The sequence below is a fragment of the Pseudomonas guariconensis genome (assembly GCF_015680235.1).
GTDB classification, from domain to species: Bacteria; Pseudomonadota; Gammaproteobacteria; order Pseudomonadales; family Pseudomonadaceae; genus Aquipseudomonas; species Aquipseudomonas guariconensis_A.
Window position 1 is genome coordinate 24,015 of the sequence record NZ_JADLJL010000018.1, and the last position, 15,749, is coordinate 39,763.

Genomic DNA, 15,749 nt, shown 5'->3' on the forward strand with positions numbered 1-15,749 from the left:
CCGCGCCTACAGAAGGCGAAGGCACACCGGGCGGGGGAAAACCGCCACTTGCAGGCCGAAAGGGCAACGTAATGTGGCGGATTGCCGCCAGCGAAACCGCTAAAGATGGGGTGCGACCACACGTCCTAGCTATTAGCCGTTGGTCTTGGTGAAACTGGCACAACTCCTGCTTTAGGGCGAGCCGGGCCAAGGCCCATGGCAATCCTGTCCCGACCCATCGAAACCCCAGGCGTCGACCTTCATCGGTCCTGCAGGCCAGTTGCCGCAGGATGACGCGTCGCTGACGCGAAGGCCGCGCGAGCCAGAACAACAACCGGGCGTGCATCGCGGGGGCAGGGCAACGCCAGCCACTTCACTTCAATTGGATTGAACTATGAAAAAAATCCTGCTGACGCTCCTGTGCCTGAGCGTCATCGGCTGCTCCAAGCCCGGTGAGCCGGAAAAGTCCGTCGACGTCCTGCTGATCGGCGGCGGCATCATGAGTGCGAGCCTGGGTACCTACCTCACCGAGCTCGAGCCGAACTGGAAAGTCGACGTCTACGAGCGCATGGACCAAGTCGCCGAGGAAAGCTCCAACGGTTGGAACAACGCCGGTACCGGCCACTCGGCCTTCTGCGAGCTGAACTACACCAGCGAAGGCAAGGACGGCAAGATCGACATCAGCAAGGCGGTCAACGTCAACGAGCAGTTCGAGGTCTCCAAGCAATTCTGGGCCTATCAGGTCGAGCAGGGCGTGCTGAGCAACCCGAAGTCGTTCATCAACAACGTGCCGCACATGAGTTTCGTCTGGGGGGATGAGAACGTCGCCTTCCTGCACAAGCGCGTCGAGGCCCTGCAGCACAGCTCGCTGTTCCGCGGCATGGAGATCTCCGAAGACCACGAGCAGATCCGCAAGTGGGTACCGATCGTGATGGAAGGCCGTTCGCCTGAGCAGAAGGTCGCCGCCACCCGCATGGCCATCGGCACCGACGTGAACTTCGGCGAGATCACCCGCCAGCTGTTCGCTTCGATGACCCGCAACCCCAACGTCCAGGTGCACCTGCGCCATGAAGTGCGCGATATCGTGCGCAACGACGACGGCAGCTGGAACGTGGTGGTGGCGGACTTGGCCAACGGTGGCAAGGAGACCAGCGTCAACGCCAAGTTCGTGTTCATCGGTGCCGGTGGTGGTGCCCTCAAGCTGCTGCAGAAGTCCGGTATTCCGGAAGCCGAAGGCTATGCGGGCTTCCCGGTCGGTGGCCAGTTCCTGATGACCGACAACCCGGACATCGTCGCTCGCCACAAGGCCAAGCTGTACGGCAAGGCCTCGGTCGGTGCGCCGCCGATGTCGGTACCGCACCTGGATACCCGCATGATCGACGGCAAGGAAGTGCTGCTGTTCGGCCCGTTCGCGACCTTCTCCACCAAATACCTGAAGAATGGCTCGCTGCTGGACATGTTCGCGTCGCTGACCACGCACAACATCATGCCGATGATGAATGCCGGTATCGACAATATCGACCTGAGCACCTACCTGATGGGCCAGCTGATGCTCAGCTTCGATGACCGCATGAACGCCCTGCGCGAATACTTCCCCAACGCCAAGAACGAGGACTGGAAGCTGCTGCAGGCCGGCCAGCGTGTTCAGGTGATCAAGAAGGACCCTGAGCACGGCGGCATCCTGCAGTTCGGCACCGAGGTGGTGGCTTCTCAGGACGGCACCATCGCCGCGCTGCTGGGGGCTTCGCCAGGTGCTTCCACCGCGGCGCCGATCATGCTGACGGTACTGGAAAAGACCTTCAAGGACCGCGTCCAGAGTCCTGAATGGCAAGCCAAGCTCAAGGAAATCGTGCCGACCTATGGCCAGAAGCTGAACAACAACCTCGAGCTGACCAACAAGACCCGTGAATGGAGCAGTGCGCGTCTGCAGCTGCTGTACGTTCCGGTGCAGCCGGAAGAGGCGGTGGCCGAAGCGGTCACGGTGCAGTAACGCTGTAGCGAAGAACGTCCCTTCAGGGTAATGCCTGTCAGTTAAGGATAAGGGGCGCTGCACGCCCATCGCCGGCAAGCCGGCTCCCACAAGTAACGCGTCAGCCTTGAGGGCAGCGTTGCCCCTGTGGGAGCCGGCTTGCCGGCGATGGGCTGCTAAAGGGGCATGCTGCTTTGCTGCGGTTGCGGCCATTGCAGGCTCTGTGTGGGAGCGGGCTTGTCCCGCGATTGGGCCGCAGGCCCCAGCTTTTCCGAAGACAACAAAAAGCCCGCTCGAGGCGGGCTTCTTGGATAGGATTTGGTCGGAGAGACAGGATTCGAACCTGCGGCCTTCTCGTCCCGAACGAGACGCGCTACCTGGCTGCGCTACACTCCGATGAACAAAATCCTACTGCATCGCATTTTTCGACGCAACCCCTTGTTGCAAAAAGAGTGTTTGCCGAAAAAGGCCGTTCAAATCACAGCTCTTTGACGGTGCGGATCTGGTCTTTGTTGATGCGGGTGCGCTTGCCGTCGAGCTGCTCGAATTCGTAGAAACCGGAGTCTTCGTCATACGAAGGGGTGTCCACTGCCTGGACCTCGCGGCCATCATTGAGGGTGATGACGGTCGGCGATGCGCAGCCAGCGAGGGCACCAAGGCCGAGGGCGAGCAGGAAAGCGGGAAGGGTCCGTTGAATCATTGTGTTTCTCCAGTACGATCGTGCTTGATGTCTAGTAGGACGCCAGGCGTCCACGCAAAGTTCCTTGCACAGTGCAGCATAGCGCCATTGCGCAGGCATTGACCGAGAACAACGGCGGCGTCGCGGTGGCCTGTGATATAACAGCGACCATCTTCCCTTTCCTGCGACGGACTCCCATGAAAGCCAAGGCAGACACCCCTTTCGTGCCGCTGAATATCGCCGTGCTCACGGTCAGCGATACCCGCACCTTCGAGACCGACACGTCCGGCCAATTGTTTGTCGACCGCCTGAACGCGGCGGGCCATCGCCTGGCGGCCCGCGTGCTGCTCAAGGACGACCTGTACAAGATCCGCGCCCAGGTCGCCACCTGGATCGCCGATGACCAGGTGCAGGTGGTGCTGATCACAGGCGGTACTGGTTTCACCGGCCGTGACAGCACGCCGGAAGCGGTCGCTTGCTTGCTCGACAAGCAGGTCGAGGGCTTCGGCGAGCTGTTCCGGCAAATATCCGTGGCCGACATCGGCACCTCCACCGTGCAGTCCCGCGCCTTGGCGGGCCTGGCCAACGGCACCCTGGTGTGCTGTCTGCCGGGCTCGACCAACGCGGTGCGCACTGGGTGGGACGGCATCCTGGCCGAGCAGCTCGATGCCCGCCATCGCCCCTGTAACTTCGTACCGCACCTGAAACAGGCAGCGGCCTGTGAAAGCCGTGGTTGAGGTCGGCAAAGCCCGCCCACTGATGGCGGTGGAAGAGGCCCTGGAGCGCTTGCTCGCGCTGGCCGAGGCCGCGCCGATCAAGGGTTCGGAAAGCGTGGCCCTGGCCGATGCCCAGGGGCGGGTGCTAGCCCGAGAGGTGGTCGCCGAGCTCGACCTGCCGCCCTGGCCGAACAGTGCCATGGACGGTTATGCCCTGCGCCTGGCGGATTGGCAGGGTGAGCCCTTGCCAGTGAGCCAACGTATCTTCGCCGGCCATGCCCCTGCGCCGCTGCAGCCGGGTACTTGTGCACGGATCTTTACCGGCGCGCCGCTGCCCGAGGGAGCCGACTGCGTCGAGATGCAGGAAAACACGGAGGTGCTGCAAACCGGTCAGGTGCGTTTCCTTGAGCCGCTCAAACCAGGGCAGAACGTACGCCCACAAGGGCAGGAGGCTCGCGTAGGCGAACAGGTGATGGCGGCTGGCACGCGGCTTGGGCCTATCCAGCTGGGGTTGGCGGCAACCTTGGGCCATGCCCGGCTCGAGGTGGTGCGCAAGGTGCGCGTCGCCGTGCTGTCCACGGGTGACGAGCTGGTCGAGCCTGGCCAGCCGTTGGGCCCTGGGCAAATCTACAACAGCAATCGGCGTTTGCTGGCCAGTTGGTTGCAGCGTCTGGGCTGCGAAGTGGTGGACGTGGGCATCCTCGCCGATGACCTGCAGCGCACTCGCCAATGCCTGGCCGGTCTGGGTGACGTCGACCTGATTCTGTCGAGCGGCGGTGTCTCGGTTGGCGAGGCCGACTACCTGGGCATGGCCCTGCGCGAAGCGGGCGAGCTGGCGTTGTGGAAGCTGGCCATCAAGCCGGGCAAGCCGTTGACCTTTGGGCATTTTCGCGGTGTCCCGGTGATCGGCTTGCCAGGCAACCCGGCGTCGACCCTGGTGACCTTCGCCTTGCTGACGCGGCCTTACCTGCTGCGCCGCCAAGGCGTGGCGCAGGTCGCTGCGCTGCGTTTCAACGTGCCGGCCGGCTTCGACTGGCCCAAGCCGGGAGGCCGGCGCGAATACCTGCGGGCGCGGATCGAAGACGGCCAGGCACGCATCTACAAGAACCAGAGCTCCGGCGTGCTGCGTAGCGCGGCCTGGGCCGAGGGGCTGGTGGAGGTGCGTGAGGGCACCACGTTGCGCCAGGGTGACATCGTGTCGTTCATTCCTTTCAGCGAGCTACTTGACTGAGCGGCCGAGCAGCGCGTTGTCCAGCGACGAAGCCTCGACCGGCCCCAACTGGCTCAGGCGCATGTGCACATTCATCAATTGCTGCGCCGCGACGCTCCAATCGTGGCGCTGGCGGACGAATTGGCGGCCTGTCTCGCCCAGTTGACACATGCGCCAGGGTTGGTTGAGCAATTGCGTGATCAACAGTGCCAGCTGGCCGCTGTCATCGCTGCCCAGGTAGTGCTCGCCGCTGTTGATCGCCAGGCCCGACGCCCCCTTACTGGTGGTCAGCACCGGCAACCCGGCGGCCATGGCTTCAAGGATCTTCACCTTGGAGCCGCCGGCATAGCGCAGCGGCGCGAAGAACAGTGCCGAGCGCCGTTGCAGGTCCCGCAGATCCGGGCGATAGCCGATCCATTCGATGCGCGGGTCGTTCCAATGCAGCTTCCAGCTGGCCGGCAGCGCGTGCCCGGCGATGGCCAAGCGCACGGCCGGGTTGCTCATCCACACTTGCGGCAGGATCTCTTCCAGCGCCCATTCGATGGCTTCCAGGTTGGCGCCGTATTCGAAATTGCCTACGAACAGCAGCCGTTGGCTGCGGTAGGCCGGGCGTACGTCCTGGTAATAGTCACAATCGACGCCATTGACCACCACATTCACCGACCGGCCGCTGATCTGTCCGATCCATTCGGCATCATGGGCACTGACGGCCACCACTTCGCTGGGCTGGCGCAACACGCGCTGCTCCCAGCGCCGGTAGCGCCAGCGGTCGAAGGCATTGAGGGGGCGTAGCCACAATGGCAGCCGGTCATGACAGGCGGTGCCCATCACCGACTCTAGGTTGTGCTCGGTGAGCATGAAGGGCAGGCGGCGGGCTTGCAGGGCTTTTTCGAAGGGCTGGAAGCTGTAGCTGTGCTCGACCTGGATCACATCCCAGGGTTCGTCCAGCAACTGTTCGAAGCGGTGTCGCAGGCAAGGCGCCAGGCCATGGATGATGGCCCGCATGGGGTAGTCGATGATCGGCGAGGCCAACAGGTTGAGCGGGCTGTGCAGAGGGCGTCGGGGCAGCACGATCAAGCGCTCGACCAAGGGTTCCAGCATGTCCCGGGCGGCATCGCCGAGCGGCACCTTCGACTGCGCCAGCAAGGTGATCCGGTGGCCCTGGCGCGACAGTTCGCGCAGCAGGTGATATTGCCGGGTCTTGCTGCCGCTGGTGGTGGGCCAGGGCAGGTAGGGCAGTGTCCAGAGTATGCGCATGGCCCCGCTACCTCGTCGACGGCTGGTACGCTGTACAGCCAGGGGATATGGCATGAGCATAGTCAATAAAATGGCCATGTCGCCAGGTAGTTGGTCGGGGTAGCCAAGTTTTTGTCGATTATGGGGCGTCTGGCCATGCAACCATTGTGGGTCAGCCGTGGTCGAGATTGGAGGCGATAAGGCGAGGGTAGGGATGATGGGCGAGCGCAAGGCAATGTTGATCCTGCATGGCAAGCAAGCCATGAACGAAGAAGTACGCAGTGCTGTGGGCGCCCTGCGTGAGCGCGGCTGGGTGCTGGATGTGCGCTTGACCTGGGAGGCGGGCGACGCCCAGCGGTTAGTCGGCGAAGCCTTGGCCGCCGGTTATTCACACGTGGTTGCTGGTGGTGGGGATGGCACCTTGCGCGATGTCGCCGAGGCCATGGGCCAGGCCGGACACTCGGCCAGCCTGGCGCTGCTGCCCCTGGGTACGGCCAACGACTTTGCCAAGGCCGCAGGGGTACCGCTGGAGCCCGAGGCTGCATTGAACCTGCTGGAACAGCCGGCACAGGCGGTAGACCTGGGCAAAGTGGGCGACCAGCTGTTTCTCAACATGGCCACTGGCGGTTTCGGCAGCCAGGTGACGGCCAATACGTCGGAAGACCTGAAGAAGGTTCTGGGCGCTGCGGCTTACCTGTTCACGGGCTTGTCACGCTTCAGCGAGCTGCAAGCGGCCTCGGTGGAGCTGCAAGGGCCGGGCTTCCATTGGCAAGGCGATTTATTGGCGCTGGGCATCGGCAACGGCCGTCAGGCCGGTGGCGGGCATGTATTGTGCCCCGATGCAGTGGTCGACGATGGTTTGCTGGATATCGGCATCTTGCCCGCGCCCCAGGAGATGGTCGGGGCATTGCGTGAATTGCTGGCTGGCGAGGGGCTGTTCGTCCGGGCCCGTCTGCCTTGGGTCGAAATCAAAAGCTCCCAGGGACTGGACATCAACCTCGATGGTGAACCGCTGCAGGCCGACAGCTTGCGCTTCGAGGCAAGCCCTGGTGCATTGCGCCTGCACTTGCCGGCGGACTCGCCAGTACTCAGTCGTCCAGGCTGATGATCTTCTCGCGTACGGCAAACAGTACCAGGCCCGCGACGTCATAGATCTGCAGGCGTTTCATGATTTGCGAGCGGTGGGTTTCGACGGTCTTGATCGACAGGCCTAGGCCGCTGGCGATCTCTCGGGTCGACTTGCCGCGCACGATCAGGCGTAGGATTTCCAGCTGGCGCGCCGTCAGGTTATGGCGGTCAACGGCTGGTTGCTTGCCGTCCTGAGCGCGCAGCAGCGCCTGGTTGATCACTGTGTGGGCGATGGCCGGGCTCAGGTAGCGCTCGCCACTGCGCAAGGCGGCCAGGGCCTGTTCCAGTTCGTTGGCCGTGGTGTCCTTGAGCAGGTAGCCATGGGCGCCACTCTCCAGGGCGCGCATGATCAGGTCGGGGTCGGTGTGCATGGAAAGTATCAGCACTTTGCAGGCAAGGTCGTTTGCTCGCAGCTGGTTCAGCGCATCCAGGCCGCTGGTCGAACGCATCGAAATATCCAGCAGGACGATGTCCGGCACCAGGCGCTGGACCATTTCCAGCAATTGGCTGCCATCGTCAGCCTCGCCGACCACCGCATAGCCGGGAATATCGGACACCAGGGCGCGCACGCCGGCACGGATCAGCGAGTGGTCGTCCACCAGCAGCAATCTACAGGTCATGGGAGGTAGAGATCCTGGCTCGTTCTTCGGTGCGCGGTGGCCAAGGGAACAAGGCGTCGATACGAGTGCCTTGGCCGGGCTGGCTGGTGATGGTCAGGCTGCCCTGCAAGGCCGTGGCGCGTTCCAGCATGCCCGCCATGCCACGCTGGCCTGCCTCGGCGGGGTCGCTGGCTGGGACGAAACCGCAACCGTCGTCCTGGATTGACAGGGCAAGGCCGGCGGGGGTCCGCTGCAGGCTAATCGTGAGGTTGCATGCGTTGGCGTGGCGCAACATGTTGGTGACGGCTTCCTGGGTGATACGGAATGCCGCCATGGAAACGTCCTCGCAGATGCCTTCCAGGCGTTGGTGGCATTGAAGGCTCCAATGTACCTCGCTGTTTTCCAGCGTACGCAGCAAGTGGGCGCGCAGGCTGGCTTCCAGGCCCAGGCTGGCCAGCTGGCGCGGGTTGAGAAGGGCGGAGACGTCGCGCACATTGCCCAAGGTGTTGTCCAGGGTCCTGCGCAACGTCTCGCAATGCGCCTGCAGGTCGGCAGGCATGCGCCGCTGTAGCCAGTCGACCTGGAGCTTGGCGGCCGTGAGTAGTTGGCCGATGTCGTCATGCAGCTCGCGGCTCAGGCGTTGGCGTTCGCTTTCCTGCACCTTGAGCATGCGATCGGCTAATTCCGCTGGCTGAAGGGTGATCGAGCGCCCCCATTGACGCCAGTGCCAAAGAACGCCGGCCAAGGCGAGCAGTTGCAGGAGCAACAGGCTGGCAGGCAGCGGCTGCCCGCGCAGGCTCAGCACCAGGTTGGCAAGTAGGGAGGCCACGCATATCAACGCGGTCGTCCAGCGCAGCAAGGTGGCGCGGTAGCGGCAACGCGATGGAGTTTTAAAGCGTGGGGACATAGGTAGAAAAGCCACTGAATTATTGCTCTTGGAGGCCTTGCATGGGGGTGATCAGAGGCTTTGGCATCCTGCGTTCAACAGTCATCGAAGGTGTCCATCCAATTGGACAATACCCGCTACGCGTGCATTCGATTGCGGGCATGGTATCACTTCAGGTTCATTTGGTCGCTGCTGGGTAATGACCTGGAAGCCCGGTATTGTCGGGCGCAAGTGGCGTTATGTCGGGTTCTGAATCGTATGCATGGCGATGGGTTTGGAGCAAACCCACATGCCTGGGCAAGCACATCAATGCCGGGGGCTGTTCAGGCTGTCGGAGGGCCTGGATATCGCCTGGGCGGGATGTGAGTGGGCGCAGACCTCGCCGCGGGCCTGGCAAGGGCCGCACAGTGCGGGGAAGGGTTGGCCCAGGGCATTGGCCAGTTCGCCCAGCAGCAGATGTTGCTCCTCGGTATCCAGGCCGAGGCGGCCGGTCGAGGCGTCCACCAGCTCCAACTGCCACGCCAGCAGGTTCAAGCACGCATGCAGTGCACTCAAGGCTTCACTGCCCAGGTGCCGTTGCTGGCAGGCAGGCTCGAGCAACCGTTGCAAGGTGGCCGTGTAATGGGCAAGTTCGACCAGGCCCAGCAGGTTGGCGCGACGGGCGAGGGTCTCGAGGGTTTCATTCAGGCAGAGGCAGGCATCGGGATCGTTGTGGATCAGCTCGAGGTGTTGCAGGCATTCCAGCGACTTTGTCAGCCACACCTGTGCATCCACAAGGAAATCCTGCAGGGCGCCATTGTTCAGTGGTGCGCTGTCCATCATGACGCCCCTGCGCGCAGGGCTGGACACGCGGTTGGCAACACCGAGACTGTCGCTAGCAAAGCCTGACTCCATTCATGCAATGAGAAAGGCGTCACATTAATGGCTAACGGATACGGGGAAAATCAGGTCGCACCCGATTGCCACTAGGGGAAACCCTGATGGTTTTTGAGGCGAGGGCGCAAAGGCGGGGGGTAGGAGGCCTATCGGCAGTAAAGCATGATGGTAAATTGATATCAATTAGGCATCATGCATTTTCCTGTAATAGGTCAAGCTGCTGCCCGAGCCGCCGATACAGGGCAGATGACATCATTCACCGACTCAAGCCTGGGGGTTTCCAATGGCTGGCATTCTCGACACGGTCGACCAACGAACGCAATTGGTGGGTGAGAACCGCCTGGAGATTCTCATGTTCCGCCTGGCGGGCCGCCAGTTGTTCGCCATCAATGTGTTCAAGGTCCAGGAAGTATTGCAGCTGCCCAAGCTGACATTGATGCCGCAACGCCATGCGTTCGTGTGCGGCGTGGTCAACCTGCGCGGGCAGACGCTGCCGGTGATCGATCTGTCCCAGGCGATTGGCATGCGCCCGCTGCAGCCGGGCCCGGACAGCACGATCATCGTCACCGAATACAACCGCTCGGTACAGGCGTTCCTGGTCGGTGGTGTCGATCGCATCGTCAACATGAATTGGGAAGCGATCATGCCGCCGCCGTCCAGTGCCGGGCGCCAGCATTACCTGACGGCGATCACCAGGGTCGATGAGCAACTGGTCGAGGTGATCGATGTGGAGAAAGTACTGGCCGAGATCGTGCCCTATAACACGCGCGTGTCCCGAGACAAGCTCGACGACCCGGTCCTGGCACGGGCCCGAGGGCGTGAGGTATTGCTGGTGGACGACTCCAGCGTGGCCTTGGTGCAATTACGCGAGACCTTGTCCCAGCTGGGCATGAAGCTGCATGTGGCCAGTGACGGCCTGAAGGCCTTGCGCATGCTCAAGGGTTGGGCCGATGCGGGGGAGGATGTCTGCGAAAAGCTGCTGATGGTGTTCACCGATGCGGAAATGCCGGAAATGGACGGTTACCGGCTGACCACGGAGATTCGCAGCGATGCCCGTCTGCGTGGGCTGCATGTGGTGCTGCATACCTCATTGTCGGGCAGTTTCAACGAATCGATGGTCAAGAAGGTCGGCTGCGACAATTTCCTGTCCAAGTTCCAGCCTGACCGCCTGGTGGACGTGGTCCACCAACGGCTGATGCTGGATGTGGCCACCGCCTAGTGATTGCAGGCCGCTGCCGGGTATAAGCTTGCGCTTTCGACTGGCACGAGGCGGGCAGGGATGTTTTTGAGTGCGTTGTATCGGTACCCGGTGAAATCGGGGCAGGCCCAGAGCCTTGAGGCTTCGGCGGTAGACTTGCTGGGCCTGCAGGGCGACCGGCGCTGGATGGTGGTGGAGGAGGGCAACGGGCGCTTCCTCACCCAGCGGGCCTGGCCACGGCTTGGGCAGCTCAAGGCCCGTTATGGCGTAGATGGCCAATTGCTGCTCGAAGCATCGGGGCTGGCGTCGATTACGGTGCCTGTACCACCTGCCGACGAGGCGCTGCGGGGAGTGACCATCTGGCGCGACACCTTGCGCGTGCCCGATGCCGGTGATGTTGCCGCGGCCTGGTTGAGCGAGCTGCTCGGCAAGCCGGTGCGCCTGGTGTATTGCCCTGAACAGCGGGCCCGTTACTTGCCCAGTGGCTACGGGTTCAACAGTGACCGTGCGGCGTTCCCGGACGGGTTTCCTTTGCTGTTGATCGGGCAGGGGTCGCTCGATGAGCTGAATCGACGGATCGGGCGGCCCATGGAGATGTTGCGGTTCCGGCCGAACCTAGTGGTGTCGGGGACTGAGCCGTTTGCCGAGGACGGGTGGAAGCGGATTCGTATCGGCGACCTGGTTTTCCGGGTGCTCAAGCCCAGCGTACGCTGCATCCTGACGACCCTGGACCCGGCGACCGGGGAGCGCAGTGCGGATCGGGAGCCTTTGACGACGTTGAAGACGTTCCGTGAGCGCGAGGGGGATGTGTTGTTCGGGCAGAACCTGGCGGTGGATGGCAGCGGGGAGCTGCGGGTGGGGATGGCGGTTGAGGTGCTCGAGTAGGTTTGGGCTGCGGGCCCCTGCGTTTGCCTGGCCCGGTGGTGTCCATCGCGAACGGGGCTCAGGGATGAGGCTGCTGTGCAACCTATCGCCGGCAAGGCCCACGGCCCACTCCGTGGGAGCCGGCTTGCCGGCGATAGCCCCAACGACGATCCAAGTAGCGACTGTCGAGTAGCCCACCCCATCACATACCGTCAAAATACCGCTCGTGCCAATCCACCAACGGCTGCGGCGAGTTCAGCTTCTGCCCGTAGATGACCGAATAAGACAGCACGTTCTGCACATATTGCCGTGTCTCATCGAAGGGAATCGACTCCACCCAGACATCGAAGCTCAGGTGCTTGGCGCCCTTGAGCCATTGGCGCACCCGCCCGGGACCTGCGTTGTACGCCGCGGAGGCCAGCACCCGGTTGCCGTTGAACTGCCCGTGCACCTGGCTCAGGTAGGCCGCCCCCAATTGGATGTTCTTGTCCGGGTTGAGCACTTGCGACGGTGAGGCCAACGGTATGTTGAACTTGCGCGCTGTCTCCTTGGCGGTCGCCGGCATCAGTTGCATCAGGCCGCTGGCCCCGACGCTGGAACGGGCGTCTTCCATGAAGGCGCTTTCCTGGCGGGTAATGGCGAATACCCAGCTTGAATGCAGCCCACGTACTTTGGCCTCGCGTACCAGCGTGTCGCGGTGGGCCATGGGGAAGCGGATGTCCAAGTCGTCCCAGTATTGCGCCTGGCTGATGGTGCGAATCGCCGGGAAGTACCAGCGCAGGTCATAGGCCAGGCGCGCCTGGGCGACCATCTCGTCGCGGTTGAAATGACGGCTGACGTGGTACCACTCGCGGCGGCCTTCGACGATCTGGCCGCGGGCATGGAATTCCAGCGCGCGGCGAATACCCGGGGTATTGCGAACCTTGTTGATCACCTGCTGGCTCAGCACCAACGGTTTGTTGTTCAGCTGGTAGGGCGTTTGCGCCCGGTCGGCCGCCAGGAAGCCGTAGAAGTCGCGTTCACGGGCGACGGTCTTGTACAACAGCGGGATCTGCGGGTTGTTCGGCTGGGCCAGCTCCAGGCTGCGTGCCTGCCAGTAGCGCCAGCGGTTGCTGCTGGCCAGGTCCTGGGGCAGGCGTTGGGTCAGTTTGTAGGCTTCTTCCCAGCGGCCTAGGCGCAAAAGCAGGCGCAGGCGCCATTCGCTGACCGTGTTGTCGCGCAGTTCGGGGTCGTAGCGGGTCATCAGGTCAAGGGCACGCGGATCATAGCGGCGTGCCAGGGTCAGGCCGATCTCGCGGGCGATGGCGACCTTTTCGTCACGGGAGAAGTGCATGCGCTGGGCATAGTCGTCGAGCAGCGCCATGGCCCGCTCCGGGTCCTGGCGGGCCAGGCGGCGCAGGCCCAGGCTGACCACATCGGACATCGCCTCGTTGGCCGGGGCGAAGCGCGACGGCTGGTTGAGCAACTGTGGCTTCTGCGCCACGTCGATCAGCAGCCGGCCTTGGGGAGCGAGGGTGGTCAGGCTTTTCACCAGGCTGTTGGCCAGGCCGTAGTTGCGCGCCTGTGCCGCCAGCTTGGCGCGGTGCCAGCGCTTGGCTTCGGTCAACTGGCCCTCGGCGGCCCAGAGGCCGAACAAGGTGTCGCATGCTGCCGGCTGCGACTTGCCCACGTTCCACAGTTTTTCGGCGCTGGCGAAGCCCTCGGCACGCTGGCCATGGGTGATCTGGTACTGGCCGTTCAGGCAGTCCAGCTCGGTGAAGTTGAGTTTGGGGTCATAGTACTTGACGAAGGTGTCCCACTCACCGCGTTCGGCGAGCCAGCGCAGCCAGCGCAGTTTCATCCAGTTGGCCTGGGGCAGGTCGCCGTGCTTGGCGAGGAAGCCTTCGATTTCCTGGTTGCTGGCGCTCTTGAGGCGAGCGGTCAGCTCGTCGTAGGCCAGGTACGGCGTCAACGGGTAGTCGCGCAGTGCTTGGGCGTAGCGCAGGTAGGGGCCTTTATCGCCCTTGGCCAGGGCGCGTTTGGCTTCATCGTAGTACTGACGTTGCTGGGTGATATCGATGGCCTGTGCCGCGCTCGCGGCGGTGGCGGTGAGCAGCAGGCAGGAAACGAGTTGGAACAGGCGGCTGCGCATGAGACGTCCGGGCAGTTGAACCATGGGAAAGTGACGGCGGAGCCAGCACTGTTGGGATCTATTGCCTTAGCTTAGCCGTTTGCCGGCGGCGGATGAAAGCACTGTGCTTGTATCCAATCATTATCTTCGACCGCGTGTCGCGCAGCCTCTGGAATACGGCCCGGCTGATGCCGGGAAGAGGCAAGTCAGGTAGAATGCGCGCCCGGTTTTTGGAGACGATTATGACCCTGCTCAAATTCAGCGATGTGTCCCTCGCGTTCGGTGCCATGCCGCTGCTGGACAAGGTGTCCTGGCAGATCGCTCGTGGCGAGCGGGTGTGCATCATCGGCCGCAACGGCACCGGCAAGTCGAGCATGCTGCGCCTGGTCAAGGGCGAGCAGCGGCCCGATGACGGCGAGATCTGGCGCGCCCCGGGCCTGAAGATCGGCGAGCTGCCGCAGGAGTTGCCGGTGGCCGACGAGCGTAGCGTGTTCGACGTCGTGGCCGAGGGCCTGGACGGCGTCGGGGCGCTGCTGGCCGAATATCACCACCTGAGCCAGAACATCCAGGGCGACGCTGACTTGGAGAAGCTCATGCATGTCCAGCACGAGCTCGAGGCTCGGGACGGCTGGCGCCTGCAGCAAGTGGTGGAAAGCACCCTGAGCCGCCTGCAACTGCCGGCCGACAAAACCCTGGCCGAGCTCTCCGGTGGCTGGCGCCGCCGTGTGCTGCTGGCCCAGGCATTGGTGTCCGAGCCCGACCTGCTGCTGCTCGACGAGCCAACCAACCACCTGGACATCGGCGCCATCGCCTGGCTCGAGGAAGCCCTGAACGGTTTCAACGGCGCGGTACTGTTCATCACCCACGACCGCTCCTTCTTGCAGAACCTGGCCACCCGCATCCTCGAGCTGGACCGTGGCGGCCTGATCGACTGGAACGGTGACTACGCCAGCTTCCTAGTGCACAAGGAGGCCATGCTGGCCGCCGAGGAAACCGCCAACGCGCTGTTCGACAAGCGTCTGGCCCAGGAGGAAGTGTGGATTCGCCAGGGCATCAAGGCCCGGCGTACCCGCAACGAGGGCCGTGTGCGTGCCCTCAAGGCCCTGCGTGTGGAACGTGGCGAACGGCGTGAGCGCCAGGGCAAGGCGAACATCCAGATCGAGGTGGCGGACAAGTCCGGCAAGCAGGTCATGATGCTGGAGAATGTCAGTTTCGCCCATACCGATGGCCCCATGCTGGTCAAGGATTTTTCCATGGTCCTGCAGCGCGAGGACCGCATCGGCCTGCTGGGCGCCAACGGCACCGGCAAGACCACCTTGCTCAAGCTGATGCTCGGCGACCTGGAGCCCAGCAGTGGCAAGGTCGAGCGTGGCACCAAGCTGGAAGTCGCCTATTTCGACCAGATGCGCCACCAACTGGACCTGGAAAAGACGGTCATCGACAACCTCGCCGAAGGGCGCGACTTCATCGAGATCGACGGCCAGAATCGCCACGTGCTCAGCTACCTGGGCGATTTCCTGTTCAGCCCGCAGCGCGCGCGTACGCCGGTCAAGGCCTTGTCGGGCGGCGAGCGGGCGCGCCTGTTGCTGGCCAAGCTGTTCAGCAAGCCGGCCAACCTGCTGGTGCTGGACGAACCGACCAACGACCTGGACGTCGAAACCCTCGAGCTGCTCGAAGAGGTGCTGTCGAACTTCAAGGGCACCGTGTTGATGGTCAGCCACGACCGGGCTTTTCTCGATAACGTGGTCACCAGCACCCTGGTATTCGAAGGCCAGGGGCGGGTGCGCGAATATGTCGGGGGCTACGAGGACTGGATCCGCCAGGGCGGCTCACCGAAGCTGCTGGGCGTGACCGAAAGCAAGGGCGGCAAGGCAGAGCTAGGCAGTGCGGTGGTGGAGAAGCCTGTCGAGCAGGCAGCGCCAGCGCCCGTTGCGCCTGCCGCTGCGGTGGAGCCTGGGAAGAAGAAGCTCAGCTACAAGCTGCAACGTGAGCTGGAAGCCCTGCCGGGGCAGATCGACGCGCTGGAGCAACGCATGGCCGCGGTTCAGGAAGAGGTCAATGCGCCAGGCTTCTACCAGCGCCCGATCGGCGAGACCTCGGCGGTACTGGCCAGGCTGGAGCAGATGCAGGGTGAGCTGGACGCCCTGGTCGAGCGCTGGGCGGAATTGGAAGGCTAGTGTGGTGTTTTGCAAATACGACCAATAAGTCGCGAGTTATTTTTGTGCTCAAGCAAGGCGTCGCGACGAGTCGTAGCCCAGCTACGGCGAGGATCGACAACGCAGCATGAGCGCAAAAAGCG

At 63.3% G+C, this 15,749-nt stretch carries 13 protein-coding genes and 1 tRNA gene; 7 read left to right on the forward strand and 7 right to left on the reverse strand.

The features are described from left to right. Positions 1-373: 373 nt before the first annotated feature. Complete coding sequence (mqo, locus tag IRZ56_RS14060; protein WP_196145477.1) at positions 374-1,969, forward strand: malate dehydrogenase (quinone); 1,596 nt, start codon at positions 374-376, stop codon at positions 1,967-1,969. 298 nt (positions 1,970-2,267) lie between these two features. Here mqo and IRZ56_RS14065 read toward each other — a convergent pair. Beyond that, positions 2,268-2,344, reverse strand: a tRNA-Pro gene (locus IRZ56_RS14065). A gap of 82 nt (positions 2,345-2,426) precedes the next feature. Beyond that, entirely contained in the window at positions 2,427-2,648 is a 222-nt protein-coding gene (locus IRZ56_RS14070; protein ID WP_196145478.1) for a YgdI/YgdR family lipoprotein, read from the reverse strand. 176 nt (positions 2,649-2,824) lie between these two features. On the opposite strand from IRZ56_RS14070, the gene moaB reads away from it, so the two are divergent. Next, the gene (moaB, locus tag IRZ56_RS14075; protein WP_196145479.1) at positions 2,825-3,364 is read left to right on the forward strand and encodes a molybdenum cofactor biosynthesis protein B; all 540 of its coding nucleotides are present in this window, start codon (positions 2,825-2,827) and stop codon (positions 3,362-3,364) included. A gap of 22 nt (positions 3,365-3,386) precedes the next feature. After that, positions 3,387-4,574 carry a gephyrin-like molybdotransferase Glp gene (glp, locus tag IRZ56_RS14080; RefSeq protein WP_196145527.1) on the forward strand — a complete coding sequence of 396 codons (1,188 nt, stop codon included), beginning with the start codon at positions 3,387-3,389 and terminating at the stop codon, positions 4,572-4,574. Here glp and IRZ56_RS14085 read toward each other — a convergent pair. Beyond that, positions 4,563-5,810, reverse strand: coding sequence for a glycosyltransferase family 4 protein (locus IRZ56_RS14085; RefSeq protein WP_196145480.1), 1,248 nt, complete (start codon positions 5,808-5,810; stop codon positions 4,563-4,565). The genes glp and IRZ56_RS14085 overlap by 12 nt on opposite strands. Positions 5,811-6,006: 196 nt before the next feature. On the opposite strand from IRZ56_RS14085, the gene yegS reads away from it, so the two are divergent. Then, a complete protein-coding gene (gene yegS / locus IRZ56_RS14090) occupies positions 6,007-6,894 on the forward strand; it encodes a lipid kinase YegS (RefSeq protein ID WP_196145481.1) in 888 nt (295 codons plus the stop codon). Here yegS and IRZ56_RS14095 read toward each other — a convergent pair. The 3 genes from IRZ56_RS14095 to IRZ56_RS14105 form a co-directional block, all read right to left on the reverse strand. Further along, positions 6,878-7,537, reverse strand: a complete 660-nt coding sequence (locus tag IRZ56_RS14095) for a response regulator (protein WP_196145482.1) — start codon at positions 7,535-7,537, stop codon at positions 6,878-6,880. The two genes, yegS and IRZ56_RS14095, sit on opposite strands and share 17 nt — an antisense overlap. Continuing rightward, entirely contained in the window at positions 7,527-8,423 is an 897-nt protein-coding gene (locus IRZ56_RS14100) for a sensor histidine kinase (protein ID WP_196145483.1), read from the reverse strand. Before IRZ56_RS14100 ends, IRZ56_RS14095 begins: the two co-directional genes overlap by 11 nt. A gap of 285 nt (positions 8,424-8,708) precedes the next feature. Beyond that, positions 8,709-9,221: a histidine kinase gene (locus IRZ56_RS14105; RefSeq protein WP_196145484.1), complete on the reverse strand. Its 513-nt coding sequence runs from the start codon at positions 9,219-9,221 to the stop codon at positions 8,709-8,711. A 340-nt stretch (positions 9,222-9,561) separates the two neighbouring features. Here IRZ56_RS14105 and IRZ56_RS14110 point away from each other — a divergent pair, with 340 nt between their 5' ends. Together IRZ56_RS14110 and IRZ56_RS14115 are read left to right on the forward strand one after the other, a co-directional pair. After that, positions 9,562-10,497 (forward strand): chemotaxis protein, encoded by a 936-nt coding sequence (locus IRZ56_RS14110; RefSeq protein ID WP_196145485.1) that lies wholly within the window; start codon positions 9,562-9,564, stop codon positions 10,495-10,497. 60 nt (positions 10,498-10,557) lie between these two features. After that, positions 10,558-11,361: an MOSC domain-containing protein gene (locus IRZ56_RS14115; protein WP_196145486.1), complete on the forward strand. Its 804-nt coding sequence runs from the start codon at positions 10,558-10,560 to the stop codon at positions 11,359-11,361. A 181-nt stretch (positions 11,362-11,542) separates the two neighbouring features. On the opposite strand, the gene IRZ56_RS14120 is transcribed toward IRZ56_RS14115, so the two are convergent. Next, complete coding sequence (locus tag IRZ56_RS14120; protein ID WP_196145487.1) at positions 11,543-13,471, reverse strand: transglycosylase SLT domain-containing protein; 1,929 nt, start codon at positions 13,469-13,471, stop codon at positions 11,543-11,545. Positions 13,472-13,692: 221 nt separating this feature from the next. Here IRZ56_RS14120 and IRZ56_RS14125 point away from each other — a divergent pair, with 221 nt between their 5' ends. Further along, positions 13,693-15,627, forward strand: coding sequence for an ATP-binding cassette domain-containing protein (locus tag IRZ56_RS14125; protein WP_196145488.1), 1,935 nt, complete (start codon positions 13,693-13,695; stop codon positions 15,625-15,627). Positions 15,628-15,749 lie beyond the last annotated feature (122 nt).